Raw genomic sequence first — 21,917 nt, 5'->3', positions numbered from 1 at the left:
TTTTTGCTATTGATATAATAAAAACGGTTACGGTGTTATAAAAACGGTTACAATGGTAGCCGTTTTTTTTATTGCTATAATTTATTGAATGACCGTATTTCTTATCCTCCTATAAAAAATAAAAAAGGACCTATCATGGAATTGTTTGATGAAAAATCTACGAAAACCGAGGCCCAAAAACAAGCGATTTTGGACAATGTGCGCTTACCGGACGACTGGAAACAAGCCTTAGCAGAAGAATTGACCTCTGATAATATGGATAACTTGCGCGCTTTTTTAAAAGAAGTCTATCAATCAGATGATAGTATTTATCCGCCAGCGCCCTTAATGTTTAATGCGTTAAATCTAACGCCATTATCACAGGTGAAGGTGGTGATACTGGGTCAAGACCCTTATCATGGACCAGGGCAAGCGATGGGTTTATCGTTTTCAGTACCAAAAGCGATGCCAAAACCGCCGTCTTTAAATAATGTGCTAAAAGAGATGGCGAGTGACATCGGAATCGCTCCTTCAAAACATGGCGATCTGACTTATTGGGCGCAGCAAGGCGTTTTATTGTTAAACAGCTCGCTTACGGTACAAGAAGGCACGCCAAACAGCCATCAAAATAAAGGTTGGGAGCAGTTTACTGACGCCGTGATTGACGTGGTCAATGAACAAACAGAGCATACGGTATTTATTTTGTGGGGCAGTAAAGCGCAGAAAAAAGGCAAATATATCAATACCGATAAACATCTGATTCTGACCGCTGTCCATCCATCGCCGTTGGCTGCCAACCGCGGCGGGTTTTTTGGTTCTAAGCCGTTTTCTAAAACCAATGATTATCTAATACAACATGGCCAAAAACCGATTGACTGGCAACTGCCACAGTAAATGAAAAATATACAAAATATAAGCTTGCAGCCTTATCAATTAACAAGCAGTCCGCTAGCGACACATGCATTTTGGTTAATTGACGATGTTAAGTGGATGCAACAAGCCCTTAACCTTGCTAAGCAAGGCGCTGCACGTGAAGAAGTGCCCGTAGGAGCGATACTGGTACATAATCAGCAGATGATAGGTCAAGGTTTTAATGAGCCAATTGGACGCCATGATGCGACGGCGCATGCAGAGATTATCGCGTTAAGGGATGCCTGCATGCGTTTAAACAATTATCGCTTGCCGCTTCAGACAACGTTATATGTGACTTTAGAGCCGTGTACTATGTGTATTGGCGCGCTGATTCATGCTCGCGTCGATAGACTTATCTATGCAGCAAGCGAGCCGAGGGCTGGTATGGTTGGTAGTCAAATGAACTTGGCTGCCGAGTCTTTTTATAATCATTGTATTCAAGTGTATAAAGGTCTGTGCCGTGAGCATAGCAGTCAAATGCTAAAGGCTTTTTTTCGTGAGCGTCGGCAAGCGTCCAAACGAAAAAAAAGATAAAAAAACCGTTCAAATGATTAACAAGATATTAGTCTCACTGCTAGTGATAGGGAGCTATGTTTGCTATACTATCGCCCTATTTGCTTACGAATCTGTCTATTACCGTGCAAGCGTTTGATAGCGCAGGGAAATTCTTTGTTTACCACGATGTCAGCTTTGCCGACGATTAGGTGAGTGTTATGTCTGCTTTTACACCTGATACTAATGACAATAGTGAGACGCCGTCATTGCGCTATCCAGTTATCTGTATTGATGGTCCAAGTGGGGCAGGTAAAGGCACGGTTACGTGGCGCTTAGCGCAAACCTTGGGCTATCAGCTGCTTGATTCAGGGGCATTATATCGCATTGTTGGTCTAAAGGCGTTTGAAGCAGGTCTGATTACAGCAGATGCCAGCCAAGCGATTGATGAGACTGCGTTATTAGAATTGACCCAAAGCTTACAGATCGTTTTTGAGCCCAATAGCGATTCAGGGCGCGTGGATATCATTGTCAATGACACTAAGATTGGCGAGCAAGTACGCAATGAAACCGTTGGCGGTTATGCTTCACAAGTTGCAGTTTATCCAAAGGTGCGTCAAGCGCTGCTTAAATTGCAGCAAGACATGGCTACCCAATCAGGATTGGTCGCTGATGGTCGCGACATGGGCACGGTAGTTTTCCCCGATGCCGATGTAAAGGTCTATCTGACTGCAAGCGCTACCGCTCGTGCAGAGCGCCGCGTGGCACAGCTATTAAAAGCTGGGCAGGCGGCTGATTTCGATGCGATTCTGGCAACGATTAAAGCGCGAGATGAGCGTGATGAAAACCGAGCAACGGCACCGTCAAAACCGGCTGAAGATGCACTGGTTTTAGATAGCTCAAACCTAGACGCTGACGCGGTTTATGAGTTGGTAAAAAAACATTGTCAAGATAAGGGTGTTTGTTTTAATCGTTAATAAAAACAACATATTAAGTACTAAAAGGTTTCCTATGGCTTCCGTTTTAGTATAAAATTGTATAAATATAAGTAAGACAGTCGTTGCTAGTGAGTTCGCTGAAAATTGCTTATTAGCAACAACCGTTTTTTTATATGACTGCATAAGATATAAAACCAGTATTCTCGTTTTATACAGTCATACATTTGATCCGTACTGTGCTGGACAGGATACGGCTATACAAAGGTAGACATAATGGAATCATTTGCTGAACTATTTGAAGCGAGCATCGAAGAAACAGGTCTTGATATCGAGCGTGGCTCGGTTATCACTGGTACTGTTGTAGCCATCGATAGCGATTGGATCACAGTAGATACTGGTCTTAAATCTGAAGGTATCGTCGCTCGTGAAGAGTTTTTAAGCGAAGAAGGCGAACTTGAAGTTGAAGTTGGCGACACAGTCGACGTCGTGGTTGAAGCGGTTGATAACGGTATGGGTCAAACCTTACTGTCACGCGAAAAAGCCAAACGCGTTGAGACTTGGAATTTCCTTGAGAAAATCTCTGATAACGATGAGATCGTTAAAGGTATTATTTCTAGCAAAGTAAAAGGCGGCTTTACCGTTGATATCGGTTCAGTTCGCGCGTTCCTACCAGGTTCATTGGTAGACGTCCGTCCGATTCGTGATACCACGCATCTAGAAGGCAAAGAGCTAGAATTTAAAGTTATCAAACTTGATCAAAAACGTAACAACGTTGTGGTAAGTCGCCGCGCTGTTATGGAAGCTGAAAACTCAGCTGAGCGTGAAGAGCTATTGAACAAGCTTGAAGAAGGTATCGAGATCGAAGGTATCGTGAAGAACCTAACTGATTACGGTGCATTCGTTGATCTTGGTGGTATTGATGGTCTACTACACATCACTGACATGGCGTGGCGCCGTATTAAGCACCCATCTGAGGTAGTTGAAGTTGGTCAAGATCTAAAAGTTAAAGTACTTAAGTTTGACCGTGAGCGCAATCGCGTAAGCCTAGGTCTAAAACAACTTGGTACAGATCCTTGGGATAACGTTGGCGGCACTTACCCAGTAGGTAGTGTGGTTAAAGCACGCGTTACCAACCTAACTGACTATGGTTGCTTCGCTGAAATCTCTGAAGGCATCGAAGGTCTAGTCCATGTATCAGAGATGGATCACACCAACAAAAACATCCACCCATCAAAAGTTGTACAAGTGGGTGACGAAGTTGAAGTGATGATCCTTGATATCGATGAAGAACGTCGTCGTATCAGCTTAGGTATCAAACAAACTCTTGCTAACCCATGGGATGAGTTTGATAAGAAACACGAGCGCGGTGATAAAATCACTGGTACGATCAAATCTATCACTGATTTCGGTATCTTTATCGGTCTAGACGGTGGTATCGATGGTCTTGTTCATCTATCTGATATCTCTTGGAACGAAACTGGCGAAGAAGCTATCCGTAACTACAACAAAGGCGACACCGTTGAAGCAATGGTATTGTCTGTAGATTCAGAAGCCAACCGTATCAGCTTAGGCATCAAACAATTAAGCTCTGATCCATTCAACGAATACCTAGTCAACAATGACCGCGGTGCTATCGTTAATGGTAAAGTAAAAGAAGTAGACGCGAAAGGTGCGACTATCGAACTTGCTGACGAAGTAGAAGCTTATTTACGTGCTTCTGAGATTCAACGCGATCGCGTTGAAGATGCAACCAAGCATCTATCTGTTGGTGATGATGTTGAAGCGAAAATCATCAGTGTTGATCGCAAAACTCGTAACATCAACTTGTCAATCAAAGCTAAAGACGAAGCTGAAGAGCGTCAAGCGATTAAAGAATTGGGAAGCACTGGTACGACTGCTGCTGCCGGTTCTGATGCACAGCCAAAAACCATTGGTGACTTGATCAAAGAACAAATGCAGTAAGCGGTAGTTTGTTGATATAGTTATACTATAAAAAGAAAGCGACTCTGGTCGCTTTTTTTTGTGATTAAATTTGAGTATGGGGCAAGTTGGTAAGGTTTTATGGTAAAAAAGGAAACTCTTATTCCTATTTATGCCAATATCCGCTATCATTTGCAACATTGAGTAACGAGATGTGAATGTTAAATTAAACAGACCTAAACGGTTCATTTACTTCATATCATCTTATCCATTAATCAATAAGGTCCACGTGATAATGCAGCAAGCAATTAACAAGTCCGAATTTATTAGTAATCTGAGTGCGAATTGTGACAACATGACAGACACTGTCGTCGATGATGCAGTACGCGAAATATTAAATTTGATGACCGATACCTTAGCCAATGACGGCCGAGTAGAGGTGCGTGGCTTTGGTAGTTTTTGTCTTCATCATCGCCGTGCCCGTATGGGGCGCAACCCTAAAACAGGCGAAAGCGTACCCGTACCTGCAAAAGCCATTCCGCACTTTAAGCCGGGCAAAGCACTACGTGAAGCTGTCAATGCCAAGGTAGCAAACGGTTAGGTAAGCAGAGCCGTCAGAATGTCGCGTTCTTTGTTAAACAGTTCATACGATTCAACATAAAAGGATATCTCTGATGCGTATTTTACTGCTGGTATTACTGTTTTTAAGCTTCGCTTATTCGCTTGGTTTGGTATTGGCCAATAATACTGAAGTTGGGGTGAACCTACTTTTTTCCCAAGCGCCGACGATGAATTTGGGCTTATTACTGATTCTGTGCTTAATACTAGGCATTGTGATTGGCATGCTACTCGCGCTGCTTATCTTCCGTGTGCTACAAAATAAATGGGAAATCTCACGGCTACAAAAGCTAAATGCCAATCTGCAAGAGCAGGTGACGCAGGCTAATATCGTCATTGACCGTCAGGCAAACGCACCATCAGTACAAGAAGCGGTTTACGGCGCGACAGCGACCAAGGTACAAGACGGCAGCGTTATCGATGTAGACGATGGTGCTACTTTAACCAAGCAAAAGCGTGAGCATTGAGTGCTAACTAAGCATTCTTATATTGAGACGTTTATATAATAATTTAATAATAATCATTTAATAAACTGATAGAACGTGGCACAACTATGAATAACACCATCCATTCTCCAGTCGTCGTTGCACTGGATAATATGACTAAAGATGCCTCTTTAGCACTAGCTGACCAATTAGACCCAGCGTTATGTCGCTTAAAAGTAGGCAAAGAGCTGTTTACCCGCTGTGGTCCTGAAATTGTTAAAGCGCTACATCAGCGTGATTTTGACGTGTTTTTGGACTTGAAATTTCACGATATTCCTAATACTACGGCGCAAGCGGTACTTGCAGCAGCCGAGCTTGGTATATGGATGGTCAACGTGCATGCAAGTGCGGGCTTAGAAGCCATGTCATTAGCCAAGCAGCGCTTGTCAGACGGTAATTTTGAAACCCTGCTAATCGCCGTAACCGTGCTGACTTCTATGGACAATCAGGCACTGACGCAAACCGGTATCACCGACGGCCTAGATGCCCAAGTGAGCCGTTTGGCACAATTGACCAAGCAAGCGGGTCTTGATGGGGTAGTATGCTCAGCACAAGAAGCAAAAACACTTAAAGCATTATGTGGTGAAGATTTTAAATTGATTACTCCTGGCATTCGCTTGCCAGACGACAATGCTGATGATCAAAAACGTATCTGTACACCGAAACAAGCATTAGCAGATGGTTCTGATTATTTGGTGATTGGTCGCTCAATCACCCAAGCTGTTGATCCTTTGGCTAAATTACAATTGATATTGAACAGTATCTAGCGCTATAGATCGACGGTATAATAAAAAAAGACAGCCTAATTTGCTGTCTTTTTTACTTTTTGCTCGTTAACGAAAAGCTGCTACACTGGTTAAATTCACGCTACTCGTAAGCTGAGGAAAAAGCTAACGTTCGCAAATAGTCTGATTGGATAATAGTAAAACCTATGAAATTACAGATTTTAAGTGACTTACATATTGACAGTTATGCGCGGCAGTCGTATCCACTAGGGCGTATCCCTAAAACGGACGCAGACGTGCTGCTCGTAGCGGGAGATACTGCCAATAGTGATGATGGTATGGCATGGCTACAAGAGCAGGCCGCGCATTTGCAAGTACCTTTGATTACCATCGCGGGCAATCATGAATACTTCGGCGAAGATGTGCTGCATTTCGATAAAAAGCTAGCCACTTGGGATAATTATGATAGTGAATTAGAGCAGGGCGTGCGCTTTTTACAGTGTCAGTATATTGATATTGGTGAAGTGCGGATTCTGGGTTGTACGTTATGGACGGACTATCAATATCAAGCCGATGTCGATACGATGGCAGCAGCTAGGCGTTTTATGCGCGATTATAAGCAAATTTATGCGGGTGGCGAGCTGTTCTCTCCTGAAGTATCGATACAAATCCATACTGCGCATCGTCAGTGGCTACAGCAAGCGCTGATAACGGCGCAAGCATTGGGTAAAAAAACGGTGGTCATGAGTCATCATAGTATTAGCCCGTTATCGGTGTCTGAGAAGTTTGCTAACTTGCCGAGTAATGCCGCCTTTGTTAGTGATTTATCGAGCTGGATGCATGAGGACTGGGCGCCTGTACTATGGGTACATGGCCATACTCATGAAGCCTTTGATTATCAAATTAATAAAACGCGGGTGATAGTCAATCCGCGTGCTTATCCCAATGAGGTGAGCAGTACCGAATTGGCGTTCATCTGGAACAAAGTAGTAGATATTGGCTAAATCCTGTTAACCAAGCGCTTATATCGATATATAGCTGAATAAGCTATAGTGCAACTGAGCTTATATTTTGTTCATTCTCATCAAGAAATCTGCTACGCTTACTATCATGAGTAAATTGCCTAATAATACCCCATCGGGACGATCGACGCCGACTGAAAAGCCTACGAACCTCAGGCCGAACGCACCTGCACCTTCTCACTTACCTGACAGTATGATGTCTTCGGTAGGTTTGTTGCCGGTAGATAAAAGACTGATTTTATTTACCAGACATTCTCTGCGCGAGCGCTCTGATGGTAATGGTTTTGCCAGTTACCAATTGCCGCTAACGCCAAAAGGTCGCGTGTTGGCAAAGTCTTGGGGGCGCTGGCTAGCAGAACATCTGCCGTATTCGCTCGATGTTGATAGTATCTCAAGTCCGATTGGTCGCTGTATTGATACCGCGCAGCTGATGCAAGAGGGTGCGGGACTACGACGTGATATTGCCCATCAATCGCTACTGGTTGAACCTGGCAGTCTGGTGACCGAACCTGAGATTGCCAACCCGATTTTTAAAGAAATTGGTGTGCTAAACTTTATCAATCGCTTCTTACAAGGCAATCTTGAAGGCACGAAAAATGCTTATCAAGGCGGACTCGATCTTTTATCGCTTTTTTATCAAAACCAGCCGCAACATGGGCATTTAATGCTGGCGGTCAGTCATGATACTCTGCTATCAGCTTTTTTAGCAGTGATGCTAGACGTGGTTGAGATTGATTGGAATGATTGGCCAAAGATGATGGAAGGGGTGTTTTTGTGGTTTGATGATAAGCCTTTTGAGCAAGCCAATGCCTATTTCGTTTGGCGCGGGCAAGTATATATTCGTCCAATAAGCGATTTATTACAAGGCTACCGTGCCGCTGGTTTTCATCCAAGCAAGTTGCTATTGCCACCAGAAGTAAAATGGACATAGGCTTTATTTTTGAAGCATTTAATTAAGCCGCTAACGTTTTTAAATACCAGCTTTTAACTATTAAATAGGCATAAAAAAACCTTGCCCCAGTATGAAAACCAGTAGCAAGGTTTTGATCATCACACCATCAAGTGCGATGCGGTCTAAACGCAACCAATCTTAAGCTTGTAAGCCTTTGATAGTTTTGTTTAGGCGGCTCTTACGACGAGCAGCTTTATTCTTATGAATAATACCTTTGTCAGCCATACGATCAAGAACCGGTACCGCTTTTTTGTAAGCTTCGGTAGCCGCGTCATAATCTTTAGCAGCGATAGCCGCATCAACACGTTTTAGATAAGTACGAACCATAGAGCGTTGTGACGCAGAGTTCTGACGACGTTTGGTGTTTTGACGGGCGCGTTTACGAGCTTGTGCAGTATTAGCCACGCGTATCTCCTTGATAAAGACAGATAAAAATATGAATGTTGATTGCAATAATAATGGGTTTAACAATCATCGGTGACGAGCAGCCTCTCGCCAAACATGATGTCGATGTCTACTATGAGGGCACTTATCTGTTATTAAAGTACCTAATAGTAATAGAGCATCGCTCGCGCCAGAACTGTTTGGAATAATTAAACAGCGTTGACGTGTAAAGCCGGTTATCTTAGCAAATTATTGCGCTTAGAACAATATATTTGATGATTAATGATAAAAGAAGTTATGCTAGCCGATCTTAAAGGTTTAATTAAAGGGTTTATCGCGCTAACAAGTAAATTATATAACAAAAGTTCGACTTAAAAGTCTGAATGATTCCCATAAACCGAGTCGTTGATAAAATCTCTTACAATAAATTGTGTAGAATAGCGCTAGCGAGTTGTTAATTTAGGTATGATACCAAAGCAAACAATTTCTACAAGACATCATTTTTAGCATTATAAACACCCCAACATGATATAAATGGATAGGCTATGCAGCGAAAAGCAATTGTAATTGGCGCAACAGGACTGGTCGGACAGCATCTTGTTAAGCAGCTTAGTGAGCTTTATGACACGTTGATTGTGATTGCACGGCGGCCGCCTCGCTACATCAATGCCAGCATGCGCTTTTATCAGGTCAATGATTTTGATAACTTGGCTGAAATATTTGCCAGTGTCGGCGCTGATAGTAAGACCGATGCCTTTAGCTGCCTTGGTACCACCAAAAAACAAGCGGGTAGTGATGAAGCGTTTCGAAAAGTTGACCACGACTATAATGTCAATTTTGCCACATTGTGCCGTGCGAAAGGCGTGGAAAACTTCTTTTTATTGTCCTCAATGAATGCCGATATCGACAGCCGTTTTTTATACAATCGGGTCAAAGCGGAAACAGAGCAGTCTATTATGGCGCTAGGTTTTACCCAGTTGGTGATTTTTCGACCATCGTTATTACTTGGCAAGCATAAAGGCCGTCCGCTTGAAAGCTTTGGTCAAAAAGCCTTTAAACTGATCTCGCCAATCGTGCCCGAGTCATTATCCTTGCATCCTATTTCTGCCAAGCGCGTTGCCAGTGCGATGGCGATGAGTGCGCATGAGGTGTATCAGCGTAATAAATATCGTAGTGAGCCTATCGCTACAGACACGGAAATTATCGAAAATAAACAGCTACTAGCAATGACCAAAGTCAAAAAATAGCCTAAGCATAAATTAATAAAAACTCAGATTTTATGATAGATAATTCAACTATTTAACTTAACAAGGAGCATCACGATGTCAGACACAGCAGAAACAACCACGATGAATAAAGACAACTTTGTCACTTGTGATTTATTAGATGCCAATCCTGAGTCGCAGGTATGTTTGCCCAATATCGAAGGCAAATCATTTTATAGCTTTGGCGGTAAAGACAGATTTTGCGGTGAAATCGTGACGGTAAAATGCTTTGAAGACAATAGCCGTGTAAAATCCTTATTAAACAGCGATGGCAAAGATAAAGACGGCAATGGCAAAGTCTTGGTCGTTGACGGTGGCGGTTCAATGCGCTGCGCGTTGCTCGGCGATATGATTGCGCAATCAGCGATTGATAATGGCTGGGCAGGGGTGGTGGTATATGGCTGCGTGCGTGATGTAGATGATATGGCGCAAATGGATATCGGTGTCATGGCGCTTGGTTGCATCCCGCGCAAATCAAATCGCCGCGATGAAGGTCAAACCGATATTGAAATCCGCTTTGGTGATTTAACGTTAAACTCAGGTATGTTTGTTTATGCCGACAATAACGGCATTATCGCGAGCGAAAAACCATTAATTTAAAAACAGCTTATACTTTAACAGTAGCTTAATGGTTATAACTCCGAGACCTCAGCTTAATCGTTGAGGTTTTTGTATTTAAGTAGCTTGTCGTTATAGATGAATATGCGTTTTATCAATTGTTTAGTTTTTGGTTTTTTCATAACAAGGCTAAGTGACAAACCGTTACGGCATAAATTTTGGTAATTGCGCAAATATTCGTATAATAGCTTTCTGACTCTTAACTTCGACCCTATTCTTTATGTCTATCACTGCTTTGACCGACGCCTTTGACCCTATTAACCAGCAGTTATTTCCTATCCAGAATGCCGAGCGGCGCTGGCTGGCGCCTGTGCATGGAGCAGTCAGTAGCTTGTGGCTCGCAAGTCTGGTACAAACGCCGCTATGGAATGTGGCTGACCGTCTAAAGGTTGTGGTGACGCGTGACCAAAATCAGCTTAACCAGATAGAGACGGAGTTGGCATTCTGCGGCGTCGATGCTTATGTGTTCCCTGATTGGGAAACGCTGACCTATGATGAGCTGTCACCGCATCAAGATATCGTCAGCGAGCGTATCAACCTATTAACCGATATGCCTACCAAAGGCGTACTGTTAATTTCGGTACAGGCATTGATGCATCGGGTCGCACCGCCAAGCTGGTTGATAGGGCAGCATTTTGATTTGAGCGTCGGTGATCGATTCGATATCAATACTCAGCGTGAACTATTGGCAAAGGCGGGTTACCGCGCGGTTGAGAACGTCTTTGAGCCGGGTGAATTTGCCGTACGTGGTAGTATCATTGATATCTTTGCCATGGGTCAGCCATTTCCGCTACGCCTAGATTTATTCGATGATGAAATTGAGACCATTCGCTTTTTTAATCCGCAGACCCAGCGCACATTGACCGTTGATGACCTCAAAACCATGATAAGCGGCAACGATAGCAGCATGGGCAAAGAATCGCTATCGCTGCTGCATAAACTGCCAGATATCTCAAAGCCCATTAAGCAATTTCAAATACTACCAGCCAAAGAGTTTCCGCTTGATGAAGGGCGGGAGACGTTCCGCACCAATTTTGCTGCTATGTTCCCCAATGCCAGTAGCCGCAAATCTGAGCTGCATAAAGATGTCATGGCAGGTATTGCCAGTAGTGGGCTTGAATACTATCAACCGCTCTTTTTTGATTTAAAAGATTGGCAGGCAGAGAGCAGTTTGTTTTCTTACTTGCCAAGCGATGCGTTATTTATCACTGATGAGCTAATAAATGAAAAACAAGCAGATTATTGGTCACAAATTCAGCGCCGTTATGAAGAGCGCCGTCACGATATTGACAAGCCTATCGTCGCGCCTGAATGGTTGTATTTATTATCAAATAGTCTAAACGAACATCTTAATCATTATCCGCGGGTGATACTGAGTGCGCGCAATGAGCTTGCGACCATGACTGATGTTGCTGCGATCGACAGCATTGATAACGATGACGCAACCTTAGCGTCTGAGCAACTATCGCCGACGCCAAAAAAACAAGGGCTAGTGACACTAAGTGCGCAAGAGCCGCCACAACTACCAGTCAATCATCAAAAAGCCGAACCCCTTAGCGAACTGTTAGCGTTTTTAGAGTTGCAAGCGCAAACAGCAACACCTGTATTAATTGTGGCAGAAACGGCGGGTCGGCGTGAGATTTTGATTGAACTGTTTAAAGGCAAAATAGATGTCAAAGCTTACGATAGCTTTGAGGCGTTTTTAGCAGCGGACAAATCGAAGAATAATAATAATAAGTTACCGCAAGTCGGATTGACCATTGCGCCTATTGAACGCGGCGTTTACGTGCCTGAGCGCTTGGTCGTGATTAGTGAGACGCAATTATTTGGCCGGCAAGTGCTGCAAACGCGTCGTCGCCGGCAAAGTGGGGTATCAGAAGAGTTCTTGGTTAAAAGCGTCACCGAAATCACCGAAGGCAGTCCAGTGGTGCATATCGAGCATGGTATTGGGCGTTACAATGGCCTGATTACGCTCGATGTTGGTGACGGCGAGCAAGAGTTTATCCACCTAAAGTACGCTGATGACGCCAGTATCTATGTACCGGTTGCCAATTTACAAATGATTAACCGTTATAGTGGCGGTGACCCTGCACTTGCGCCATTACATAAAATTGGTAGCGGTAAATGGGATAAAGCCAAGCAAAAGGCGCTTGAGCAAATCCATGACGTGGCGGCCGAGCTGCTTAATATGCAAGCACGGCGCGAAGCGAAAGTCGGTATTCATTTTAAAATCGACCCATCGCAATATGAGCTATTTGCCAGTCAATTTGCCTTTGAAGAAACGCCTGATCAAGCCAATGCCATTCATGCGGTGATGGAAGACATGCGACAGAACCAGCCGATGGATCGTCTTATTTGCGGTGATGTTGGTTTTGGTAAAACAGAAGTCGCTATGCGTGCGGCATTCATTGCGGTCAGCGCAGGCTATCAAGTGGCAGTATTGGTGCCGACAACCTTGCTCGCAGGTCAGCATGAAGACAATTTCCGTGACCGTTTCGCTGATTGGCCGGTACGTATTGAAACCTTGTCGCGCTTTGGTGGTAAAAAACATCAAGATACGGTGTTAACAGACCTCGCAGCGGGTAAGGTCGATATTGTTATCGGTACGCATAAACTTCTGCAACCTGATGTGAAGTTCTCTAATTTGGGTTTAATGATTGTCGATGAAGAACATCGTTTTGGCGTACGCCATAAAGAGCGTATCAAGGCGATTCAGACCGACGTCGATAGTATGTCGATGACCGCGACGCCAATCCCTAGAACGCTTAATATGGCGCTCTCAGGGATGCGTGATATGTCGATTATTGCCACCCCGCCTGCACGTCGTCTGGCGATTAAAACCTTTGTTATGCAAAAGACCGATGCTTTATTAAAAGAAGCCATCTTGCGTGAGCTACTACGCGGCGGACAGGTTTATCTATTGCACAATGATGTCGCCAGTATTGAGCGTATGGCAGAGACCGTCCGTGAACTGGTGCCTGAAGCACGAGTAGGGGTTGCGCATGGGCAAATGCAAGAGCGCCAACTTGAGCAAGTGATGCAGCAGTTTTATCATAAAAAGTTCAACGTGCTAGTCTGTTCGACCATTATCGAAACCGGTATCGATGTGCCCAATGCCAATACGATTATCATTGAGCGCGCCGATAAGTTTGGCTTGGCGCAATTGCATCAGCTGCGAGGTCGTGTTGGCCGTAGTCATCACCAGGCTTATTGTTATCTGCTAGTGCCTTCTATCAAAGGTCTTAAAGGCGATGCTAAGCGCCGCTTACATGCGATTGAGCGCGCTAATACACTGGGCGCAGGCTTTATGCTGGCAAGTGAGGATTTAGAGATTCGCGGTGCTGGCGAGATACTTGGTAAGCAGCAAAGTGGTAATATGCAAGCGATTGGCTTTAGCTTATATATGGATATGCTTGAGCGGGCGACAAAAGCGATTAAAGCTGGTAAAGAGCCGGATTTGAGTACGCCATTGTCGCTGACCAGCGAGATTAACTTGCATAGTTCGGCGTTGATACCAGAGGATTATTTACACGATGTGCATCAGCGTTTGTTGTTTTATAAACGCATCAGTAATGCCGATGATAAAGAAGCCCTGACCGATATCCGTACCGAAATGATTGACCGTTTTGGCATATTACCCGATCAAACCAAGCAGTTATTCGCCATTCACGGACTGCGTATACAAGCTGAGCCGCTAAAGATTAATAAGATTGATGCCAATAGTAATAGCATGACATTAGAGTTTGCACCTGATACGCCGGTCGATGCCTTAGCGATTATTAAGTTGATTCAGAGCAATGGGCAGCGCTATCGTATGAATGGTGCCTCTGGCATTCGTTATCAGGATGCCGATAAGCTGGCAACCCCGCAGCAGCGCGTCAGCGCAATTCAAGAGCTATTGCGCTATTTTAGCGAACATATGGTGACGGATGCTGTTTAGCTTTGTTTATTTGTATCGGCAAACCAAGCACATTTACGAAATCGTTTAAGTACAGCAAATACCATACGCTAAGACAATCGGTCACGGCGCTATTTTATCGCTTGGATAACTGATAAAATAGCGGCATCTTATATTTAGCCTGCTGTTTCTTTAAGCATAATGTTTTAAGCGTATTTTAGTTTAGTAAATTCAGTTCTGCTTTTCGGTATTTTAATTCCTTTTATTTGAGCGTCATAACAAGAGAACCGTCATTATGTTCCAACTTCATCATAAACTTGCAGCCGACAGTTTTTTAGTGGGTGATTTCCCATTATCAACCTGTCGTTTAATCAATGATTGTCAGTTTCCATGGTTAATATTGGTACCGCGGGTATCAGGTATCAAAGAATTGTACGAGCTATCTGAGGCAGACCAAACGCAGTTTTTGCGTGAGTCGAGCTGGTTATCAAGCCAACTTGCCAAGACTTTCCAAGCAGATAAAATGAATGTCGCCGCCCTCGGTAATCAAGTACCACAGCTACATTTTCATCATATCGTCCGCTATCAAAACGACATGCAATGGCCAAATCCAGTATGGGGTATTCCTGCTGTCCCTTATACCAAAGAAGTGTTGGCGCAAATGCAGCAAACGCTGATGATGGCGCTGCGTGGTCATCATCAAATGCCGTTCGATTGGCAAATGTAGTTAAGCTTTAGATAATGGTTGATAAATGTGACTTTAGTACTTTTTATTTAAGTCGTTTTATTCGAGTCATTTTATTTAAGTAGGCATGCTTAAAGTAAAATCATAGTGAAGTGGTTTTTAAGGGTAATGGAAGGTTTTGTTACCATTAGATATTACACATTTGTTTGTTAATCGTTATATTAGAGAGGGGGTTGGTTAAATGGATATAGCCAACTTATCTACTCGCAGCCATTTTAGTGGATTGATGTGTATTGGTAGTTATCAATAGTTATCATTGATTGAGCGCGCACATAGGTTGCGAGATATTTAATCTTAGACTGAGATTTTTAAGTTGAAGATTTTACTCTATGTTAAGGATAACAAATGGCTACTTCTTCTGCTTCTCCAGCGTTATTACGACCTTCTATGTTACTCATCTCTATTTGTACCACTGTATTGAGCCTAACGGCATGTGAGACGGATTCAACGGAAGCTGTGTCAGTACAGTCGGCATCCGTGCAATCTGCTGCAGCCTTGTCCGATTCGGGGCCAACGATTCGTGAAAACGCTACTGACGCAGCGGACAGCTCTGTCACGTTTAATCACAGTGCTTCTGCCATGTCTATGCGAGCGATGCCGACAAGCCAGTATTTAGTAGGTAGCGGTAAGGCGGATATCACTGGTGCTGCTGCCGAAACTGGCATGTTTGGTTATGCGGCGGGGCAGGTGGTACAAGGTATCAACGACCGTTTGTACTCTCATGCTTTTATTATCGGCGAAGCGGATAAAAATGCGGGCAAACGTGTCGTCTATGTATCAGCAGATATGGGCGCGATGTTTACCGCAGTAAAACTTGAGGTCATTAAACGTCTAAAAGCGGATTATGGTGACTTATATAACGATGACGATGTCATGCTCACCGCCACGCATACCCATGTGGGTAACGCCGGTTACTCACATCAGCAGCTGTATCAAATTGCCAGTACCGATGACACGCTAGCAGGCTATAGCAGCCAAAACTTCAATGCTATCGTCAATGGTATTGTCACCTCAATTAAACGCGCTCACGCTACCTTGACGCCAGGGACACTATCTTTGGCGCAAGGCGAGCTAAAGGGCGCGACAGTCAATCGCTCAGAGTTTGCCTATAACAATAATAACGACGCCAAAGATTTTGATAGTAATGTCAATGAAACCATGACCCAGCTACGTCTTGATGCTGCCGATGGCACACCAGTCGGTCTGATTAATTGGTTTGCGCTGCATCCAACCAGTTTTAGTAATAAATTTATGCATCTAAGTGCTGATAATAAGGGCTTTGCTCAGCGCGGTGCGGAAAAGATTTTTGGCGGAGAATCAGACAAGCCGTTTGTCGCAGCTTTTGCCAATGCTGACGAGGGTGATGTGTTAGCCATAGGTGGTAATGCCAACTCAAAACCCGGCTTTCAAGGTAGTAGTAACGAGTGGGAAAACGTCAGACGTGATGGGCAGATGCAGCTGGATAAAGCGGTTGAGCTTTGGCATCAAGGCGTGCCGGTTACTGGACCCGTGGATGTACGCGCGCGCTGGATTGATTTAAAGGGCTATCAGGTCGATGGTAAATTCACCAATGGCGCGGGTAATAAAGTCTTATGTATGCCAGCTCGTGGTTACTCGTTTGCCGCTGGCGGGGAGAATGGCCCCTCGAACATACCTGGTATGTATGAGGGCATGACCCGAGAAAATTTCCGTATCAATGACGATATCAATAAAGTCGATCAATCATTTTTGGGCAGTTTAACGCGCGGCGCGTTTGGTATAGTGTCGACCGTTAGCCAAGATGATTGTCAGGCGGAAAAACAAGTCTTATTGCCAACGGGAAGTTGGGGCTGGATTAATACTCAGCAGCCGGTGCAACTGATGCGTATCGGTAATATTGCTCTCGTTGCTATCCCTGCCGAGCCGACGACCATGGTCGGACGCCGGATGCGCGCTGCCGTGCTTGCTCAACTACAAGACTCGGGGGTTGATACCGTTATTATTAATGGTTTGGCGAATAACTATAGCGGCTATTTGACCACGCGCGAAGAATTTGCTACTCAGCATTACGAAGGCGCGTCTACTGAGTATGGTCCATATCAAACCGCTGCTTATATCCAAGAATATACTCAACTAGCGGCAGCGCTACGTGATGGTATAGAAGTCTATGACAGAACCACACCGCCTGATCGCTCAGGCAAATCCTTTAACGAGCGTCCAGGCGTGGTCTTCGACGATAAGCCTTTAAAGCAAACTTGGGGACAAACCCTCACTCAGCCCAAAGCCAGCTATCAAAAGGGTGACATTGCTACGGCAGTATTCCGCGGCGCTCATCCTAAAAACAATCTACGTACCGAAGACAGCTTCTTAAAAGTGCAGCGTCTTGACAATGGTAAATGGGTCGATTATTTAAGTGACAGTGATTTTGATACCACTTATACGTGGCAGCTCGAAGGAGCGGCGTATAGTAAAGCCATCATTGATTGGCGAATAGCTAAGGACACCCCAGCAGGCACTTATCGCTTGACCCATCAAGGCGACTGGAAGAACGGTTGGACGCATAAGATTAAGCCTTATTCAGGCGTTTCTAATAGTTTTAGCGTGCAATAATTGCCTTATTCAAATAGTCGTTGAGTATGGACTTATATTTATTTTTCACTTCGCAAAAGTCAGATAGATATTATCTGGCTTTTTTGTCTTTGTCATGGTTATTAACTCAAGTCGTTTTTAACTAGGATTGTTTTCGTTGACCATGAGCTTCACACTGCTTTTTATGGCTAATAAGCGACAAGTGGTATGCTTTTACTTACCAGTGTCCTAGGTAAGTCAGCATTAAAGCCGTATAATAGATAGATTTCCTATCTACTTATATTATCAAATGTTGATAAAGCGATTTACTTATTAACGCATTTACTTGTTAACTTAAGGGCTTAGCAACCTGAATGCTTATTAACCTAAATACTTATTAATCTAAAGACTGCACAAAAACATATGTTAATAGAAGATCCGCTTTAATTTTTATTCAAACCTTCGACAGTTTTCCTTTAAGCGAACCTTGACCATGGCATTTTTTGAAACCACAAGCCCAAAGATTCCTGTACAGGGTGGTAGTAATAGCAATGCCTATCGATTTGATTATCCAGAAATTTTTGTTTTAATACTAACGGTCGTATTGCTCGCAATACATTACAACTTTAGTCCGACGTCGATGGCGCTCGCTGTCGTGGTTTGTCTGCCGAGTTTGCTGATTTTAATCTATAACTATCGCCGGCCAGCCAGTTTTTGGACGTCTAACATTGTTATTATTTTATCTTCAGCGGTCATAGGTTCGATACAGTTTTGTGCAGTGATTTCGCTCAGTCTAGCAGCGCTCATCGGTCTGCGGATTATTCTTAGTAGCCCTGAAAACCATCTTAAACTTCTCGCTGCATCAGTAGTGACGGTCATTGTCTTTTATTACGTCAGTGTGACTTTAAATAGTACTGAGATGGACTGTCACGACAGCTTTGTTACCCCTGCGGTGTTATTGGCCAGTATGATTGTGATACTGTGCCATTTTCGCCATGTTTATCGTGATTATGTAGATTATGAAGCGCGAGCGCGGCAAGCGGCTGGACGTTTAAATACCATGGTTTCTGTCATTAATAAACTGACGCGCTTTGTACCGCCGCAAGTTTGGGAACCAATCGTTAAATCTGACAGTCCCGTTAGTGTCGAAAATAAACGCGCCAAACTGACGATGATGTTTTCAGATATTGTTGGCTTTACAGAATTGTCCGATAGTTTGAGCGCTGACAATTTGGCGGACATTCTAAATACCTATATGCACTGTATGACGTTAATCGCCAATAAGCACGGCGCGGTGTTGGATAAGTTTATCGGCGATGGGATGGTGTGCTTTTTTGGCGAGCCGAACAGTCGAGGGCCGCGCCAAGATGCGCTCGATTGTGTGGCAATGGCGATAGATATGCGCCGTGAAATGCGCACTTTACGGCAAAAATGGCGGCTGCTCGGTTTCGAGGGACTATATATCCGTATCGGCATTACCACCGGCTACTGTCACGTCGGCAATTTTGGCAGTAACAACCGTTTGAGCTATACGCTGATTGGGAAAGAGGCCAACCTTGCTTCACGGCTTGAGGCAGTCGCGGGTAAAGGCCAGATATTTATTAGCGAAAGTACCCATGATTATATTTCGCATGATTATGACTGTGAATATGTCGGTGCTTTTCAGCTCAAAGGTTTTGATAATAAGGTAAGCGCGTGGCAAGTACTCGACCCTGATGAAAATAAAGGTCAGTTGTCAAAATGGGTAGATCATACGCTACCTGGTTTTAATTTGCATTTGAACTTTAAAGACATGCAAAATAATGACTATCAAGATATCAGAAATCGCTTGAATCTAGCGCTTGCCCGTATCGAACAAGAAGAGCAGGCGGCGCTGCTTGAGATAGTCACAGCAAGTAAGCAGGAAAATATCAGTCATAATTAGGTACAGATTGATTGCGACTTGAAAGTATTTATAAAAAGAAAAATCCAGTTATTTATCATAACTGGATTTTTTAGTTTCATTTCATGCTTCAGCTTTATTATTTAATGATTTTCTTTCGCATGGTTTAACGTGTATTTAGGAATCTCAATCGTTAAATCATCATCTTCAAGCATCACTTGGCACGATAGGCGTGAATCAGGCTCCAGACCCCACGCGCGGTCTAATAAATCCGCTTCGATATCGTCCATCTCATCTAAGGTGTTAAATCCTTTACGCACCACGACATGACAAGTAGTACAGGCTTTTGACATCTCGCAGGCATGTTCAATCTTGATGCCTTTTTCAAGTAGCGCTTTACATAAGTTTGTGCCCGATTCTAGCTCGACTTCGGTGCCTTCTGGGCAGATTTCATGGTGAGGTAATATTGTAATTTTTGGCATAAGTTATTCGTCCGCTGCTAATCAATTAAAAATAAAAAAGGTCAATCTAGTAAGGTTGCTAAGTGAGTGTCTTAAGCGCCTATCATATGAGTGGTATAAATGCTATCTACTACCAATCTTGCGCACTGGTACCCGACATACTTGCTTTGACGCTTTGATTCATAATACGCGCGGCAAAAGCATCACTGTGTGGCTTTAATTTGCCTTGCGCGCTTTCAATAACGGTTAAGTCGTCGGTGCTAAGCGCGGTTTGCAAGGCTTGCATGCTCTCGGTCAATGACTGCTGCTCTTCAGGTGAGATTAACGCCGCAAACTCGCTAAGCGCCGACTGTAGCGCCAATAATTCACGTTCCGCTTCTACTTTGGTCTCAATTAGCGAGCGCGCATTCTTGTCTTCTTCCGCATACTTAAAGCCTGCGATTAATAATTGCTCTTTTTGCTCATCAGACAGACCATAAGATGGCACAATCTCAATTTTACTTTCAGTCTTGGTCGTTGTTTCTTGCGCACTGACGGTCAGCTGACCATTGGCATCAATACTAAAGGTCACTTCAATACGCGCAAAGCCCGCTTTCATCGGCGGAATACCATATAGCTCAAAGCGTCCAAGTGAGCGGCAGTTATCCACTGTTTCACGCTCGCCTTGCACTACATGAATGACCATGCCGGTTTGACCATCTTGGTAAGTGGTAAAGACTTGTCGTTTTTTGACGGGAATAGGGGTGTTGCGCGGAATCAGCACTTCAACCAAGCCGCCCATGGTCTCAAGACCGAGCGATAAAGGCGTCACATCGAGCAATAATAAGCCATTATCACTATCGCCATTGACCAATTGATGCGCCGTTTGTGCCGCACCTAAAGCTACAACTTCATCTGGATTAAGACGGCAAAGCGGTTCTTTAGCAAAGAAATCTGCCACCACCTGCTGCACCGCAGGCATACGGGTAGAACCACCGACCAAAATGACTTCATCTAAGTCAGCGGCAGATAATTTGGCATCACGCAGGACTTGCTCGCAGACACTTAACGTGCGGCGGCTGACAGGCTCTGCAATTGTTATCAAATCGTCGCGGCGTAACACACCTTGAAAAGAGCGCTCATTGACAACAATGTCGATATCGACTTGCTCAGCATCGGTCAATGCTTGTTTATAGCTTTTTGCTTGTTGGGCGAGTATGGATTTGTCGTGCAGGCTCACGTCTTTAGGGTCAATATTTAACTGCTTAATCAGCCAATTGGTCAGTAAGCGGTCGATATCATCACCGCCAAGCGCACTATTGCCGCCTGTCGCTAAGACTTCAAACACGCCATCGCTGAGCTTTAAAATAGATACATCAAAAGTACCACCACCCAAATCATAGATTAAGTAGTAGTTTTCACTATTGTCATCAGTAGGCTGATCAAGACCGTAGGCAACGGCGGCCGCGGTAGGCTCATTTAATAAACGTAAAACGTTAATACCAGCAGCTTGCGCCGCATCTTTAGTGGCTTGACGCTGCGCTTCATCAAAATAGGCGGGCACAGTAATCACTGCGCCTTGTATACTATCATCAGGTAAAGCGCTTGCGGCACGTTGTTCAAGCGCGGCTAAAATACGTGCTGAAACTTCAACAGGAGACACTTCCCCTTGCGCCGTTACAAAGGCTGGCATGGCGTCTTTGCTGCCACTTAACTCATAAGGATGGGAAAATTTAATATCGGCTTGGCTACGGCCCATAAAGCGCTTAGCCGAGACGATGGTATTTTTTGGATCATCTACTAAGTGGGCGAGGGCATCATAGCCGACTAAGGGCTTGCCAGCACTTGGATAGTAGACCACCGACGGCAATAAGGTGTCGGTCGTTGTATCAGCTTGCAAAACTTGCGCCTTGCCTGAGCGTACCACAGCGACCAATGAGCGCGTCGTACCAAGGTCAATTCCTAGGCCAAAACGATGCTGGTGAGGTTGGGCACTTTGATTGGGTTCGGCAATTTGCAATAAAGACATAAGAAAACTCAAAGATAAAATGAATTAAGAGAAATGGTACAAATATAATATATAGTTGACTAGTAT

18 protein-coding genes are annotated in these 21,917 nt (G+C 44.1%); 15 read left to right on the top strand and 3 right to left on the bottom strand.

Features of this window, described 5'->3' with window-relative positions; genetic code table 11:
- Positions 1-135 precede the first annotated feature (135 nt).
- From AB8P72_RS09260 to AB8P72_RS09220, 9 genes are all read left to right on the top strand, one after another.
- Positions 136-873, top strand: coding sequence for a uracil-DNA glycosylase (locus tag AB8P72_RS09260; RefSeq protein WP_369957667.1), 738 nt, complete (start codon positions 136-138; stop codon positions 871-873).
- On the top strand, positions 874-1,425 hold the full coding sequence (gene tadA, locus AB8P72_RS09255; protein ID WP_369957666.1) for a tRNA adenosine(34) deaminase TadA: 552 nt from the start codon (positions 874-876) through the stop codon (positions 1,423-1,425).
- A gap of 179 nt (positions 1,426-1,604) precedes the next feature.
- Complete coding sequence (gene cmk, locus AB8P72_RS09250; protein ID WP_369957665.1) at positions 1,605-2,360, top strand: (d)CMP kinase; 756 nt, start codon at positions 1,605-1,607, stop codon at positions 2,358-2,360.
- A 234-nt stretch (positions 2,361-2,594) separates the two neighbouring features.
- Complete coding sequence (gene rpsA, locus AB8P72_RS09245; RefSeq protein WP_068404509.1) at positions 2,595-4,283, top strand: 30S ribosomal protein S1; 1,689 nt, start codon at positions 2,595-2,597, stop codon at positions 4,281-4,283.
- A 253-nt stretch (positions 4,284-4,536) separates the two neighbouring features.
- A complete protein-coding gene (locus AB8P72_RS09240; protein WP_068404507.1) occupies positions 4,537-4,842 on the top strand; it encodes an integration host factor subunit beta in 306 nt (101 codons plus the stop codon).
- A gap of 73 nt (positions 4,843-4,915) precedes the next feature.
- The gene (locus tag AB8P72_RS09235) at positions 4,916-5,326 is read left to right on the top strand and encodes a lipopolysaccharide assembly protein LapA domain-containing protein (protein WP_305935479.1); all 411 of its coding nucleotides are present in this window, start codon (positions 4,916-4,918) and stop codon (positions 5,324-5,326) included.
- Positions 5,327-5,412: 86 nt separating this feature from the next.
- On the top strand, positions 5,413-6,111 hold the full coding sequence (pyrF, locus tag AB8P72_RS09230) for an orotidine-5'-phosphate decarboxylase (RefSeq protein ID WP_305935480.1): 699 nt from the start codon (positions 5,413-5,415) through the stop codon (positions 6,109-6,111).
- A 164-nt stretch (positions 6,112-6,275) separates the two neighbouring features.
- Complete coding sequence (locus AB8P72_RS09225; RefSeq protein WP_305935481.1) at positions 6,276-7,073, top strand: metallophosphoesterase; 798 nt, start codon at positions 6,276-6,278, stop codon at positions 7,071-7,073.
- Positions 7,074-7,179: 106 nt separating this feature from the next.
- Positions 7,180-8,022: a histidine phosphatase family protein gene (locus AB8P72_RS09220; RefSeq protein ID WP_305935482.1), complete on the top strand. Its 843-nt coding sequence runs from the start codon at positions 7,180-7,182 to the stop codon at positions 8,020-8,022.
- Positions 8,023-8,181: 159 nt separating this feature from the next.
- On the opposite strand, the gene rpsT is transcribed toward AB8P72_RS09220, so the two are convergent.
- Positions 8,182-8,448 (bottom strand): 30S ribosomal protein S20, encoded by a 267-nt coding sequence (rpsT, locus tag AB8P72_RS09215; RefSeq protein WP_010200097.1) that lies wholly within the window; start codon positions 8,446-8,448, stop codon positions 8,182-8,184.
- Positions 8,449-8,972: 524 nt separating this feature from the next.
- Between rpsT and AB8P72_RS09210 the strand changes: the two genes are divergently transcribed.
- From AB8P72_RS09210 to AB8P72_RS09185, 6 genes are all read left to right on the top strand, one after another.
- Positions 8,973-9,674, top strand: a complete 702-nt coding sequence (locus AB8P72_RS09210; protein ID WP_305935483.1) for an NAD-dependent epimerase/dehydratase family protein — start codon at positions 8,973-8,975, stop codon at positions 9,672-9,674.
- A 75-nt stretch (positions 9,675-9,749) separates the two neighbouring features.
- Positions 9,750-10,292, top strand: a complete 543-nt coding sequence (gene rraA / locus AB8P72_RS09205; protein WP_082894266.1) for a ribonuclease E activity regulator RraA — start codon at positions 9,750-9,752, stop codon at positions 10,290-10,292.
- Positions 10,293-10,530: 238 nt separating this feature from the next.
- Entirely contained in the window at positions 10,531-14,250 is a 3,720-nt protein-coding gene (gene mfd, locus AB8P72_RS09200; protein WP_102077195.1) for a transcription-repair coupling factor, read from the top strand.
- A gap of 253 nt (positions 14,251-14,503) precedes the next feature.
- The gene (locus AB8P72_RS09195) at positions 14,504-14,935 is read left to right on the top strand and encodes an HIT domain-containing protein (protein WP_068404494.1); all 432 of its coding nucleotides are present in this window, start codon (positions 14,504-14,506) and stop codon (positions 14,933-14,935) included.
- Positions 14,936-15,298: 363 nt separating this feature from the next.
- Positions 15,299-17,542 (top strand): neutral/alkaline non-lysosomal ceramidase N-terminal domain-containing protein, encoded by a 2,244-nt coding sequence (locus AB8P72_RS09190; protein WP_227514928.1) that lies wholly within the window; start codon positions 15,299-15,301, stop codon positions 17,540-17,542.
- A gap of 451 nt (positions 17,543-17,993) precedes the next feature.
- Positions 17,994-19,424 carry an adenylate/guanylate cyclase domain-containing protein gene (locus AB8P72_RS09185; RefSeq protein WP_068404492.1) on the top strand — a complete coding sequence of 477 codons (1,431 nt, stop codon included), beginning with the start codon at positions 17,994-17,996 and terminating at the stop codon, positions 19,422-19,424.
- Positions 19,425-19,525: 101 nt separating this feature from the next.
- Here AB8P72_RS09185 and fdx read toward each other — a convergent pair whose 3' ends face one another.
- Positions 19,526-19,864 carry an ISC system 2Fe-2S type ferredoxin gene (fdx, locus tag AB8P72_RS09180; RefSeq protein ID WP_068404490.1) on the bottom strand — a complete coding sequence of 113 codons (339 nt, stop codon included), beginning with the start codon at positions 19,862-19,864 and terminating at the stop codon, positions 19,526-19,528.
- A gap of 109 nt (positions 19,865-19,973) precedes the next feature.
- On the bottom strand, positions 19,974-21,851 hold the full coding sequence (gene hscA, locus AB8P72_RS09175; RefSeq protein WP_068404488.1) for a Fe-S protein assembly chaperone HscA: 1,878 nt from the start codon (positions 21,849-21,851) through the stop codon (positions 19,974-19,976).
- Positions 21,852-21,917: the final 66 nt, after the last annotated feature.

Origin of the sequence: Psychrobacter sp. CLB018 (assembly GCF_041222815.1) — a bacterium.
GTDB lineage: Bacteria > Pseudomonadota > Gammaproteobacteria > Pseudomonadales > Moraxellaceae > Psychrobacter > Psychrobacter faecalis.
The sequence above is the reverse complement of the archived record's forward strand: the minus strand, read 5'-3'. Positions and strand labels throughout refer to the sequence as shown.

Coding starts and splice junctions, on each gene's coding strand:
- AB8P72_RS09260 (WP_369957667.1), top strand. CDS start 136: ATGGAATTGTTTGATGAAAAATCTACGAAAACCGAGGCCCAAAAACAA.
- tadA (WP_369957666.1), top strand. CDS start 874: ATGAAAAATATACAAAATATAAGCTTGCAGCCTTATCAATTAACAAGC.
- cmk (WP_369957665.1), top strand. CDS start 1,605: ATGTCTGCTTTTACACCTGATACTAATGACAATAGTGAGACGCCGTCA.
- rpsA (WP_068404509.1), top strand. CDS start 2,595: ATGGAATCATTTGCTGAACTATTTGAAGCGAGCATCGAAGAAACAGGT.
- AB8P72_RS09240 (WP_068404507.1), top strand. CDS start 4,537: ATGCAGCAAGCAATTAACAAGTCCGAATTTATTAGTAATCTGAGTGCG.
- AB8P72_RS09235 (WP_305935479.1), top strand. CDS start 4,916: ATGCGTATTTTACTGCTGGTATTACTGTTTTTAAGCTTCGCTTATTCG.
- pyrF (WP_305935480.1), top strand. CDS start 5,413: ATGAATAACACCATCCATTCTCCAGTCGTCGTTGCACTGGATAATATG.
- AB8P72_RS09225 (WP_305935481.1), top strand. CDS start 6,276: ATGAAATTACAGATTTTAAGTGACTTACATATTGACAGTTATGCGCGG.
- AB8P72_RS09220 (WP_305935482.1), top strand. CDS start 7,180: ATGAGTAAATTGCCTAATAATACCCCATCGGGACGATCGACGCCGACT.
- AB8P72_RS09210 (WP_305935483.1), top strand. CDS start 8,973: ATGCAGCGAAAAGCAATTGTAATTGGCGCAACAGGACTGGTCGGACAG.
- rraA (WP_082894266.1), top strand. CDS start 9,750: ATGTCAGACACAGCAGAAACAACCACGATGAATAAAGACAACTTTGTC.
- mfd (WP_102077195.1), top strand. CDS start 10,531: ATGTCTATCACTGCTTTGACCGACGCCTTTGACCCTATTAACCAGCAG.
- AB8P72_RS09195 (WP_068404494.1), top strand. CDS start 14,504: ATGTTCCAACTTCATCATAAACTTGCAGCCGACAGTTTTTTAGTGGGT.
- AB8P72_RS09190 (WP_227514928.1), top strand. CDS start 15,299: ATGGCTACTTCTTCTGCTTCTCCAGCGTTATTACGACCTTCTATGTTA.
- AB8P72_RS09185 (WP_068404492.1), top strand. CDS start 17,994: ATGGCATTTTTTGAAACCACAAGCCCAAAGATTCCTGTACAGGGTGGT.
- fdx (WP_068404490.1), bottom strand. CDS start 19,864: ATGCCAAAAATTACAATATTACCTCACCATGAAATCTGCCCAGAAGGC.
- hscA (WP_068404488.1), bottom strand. CDS start 21,851: ATGTCTTTATTGCAAATTGCCGAACCCAATCAAAGTGCCCAACCTCAC.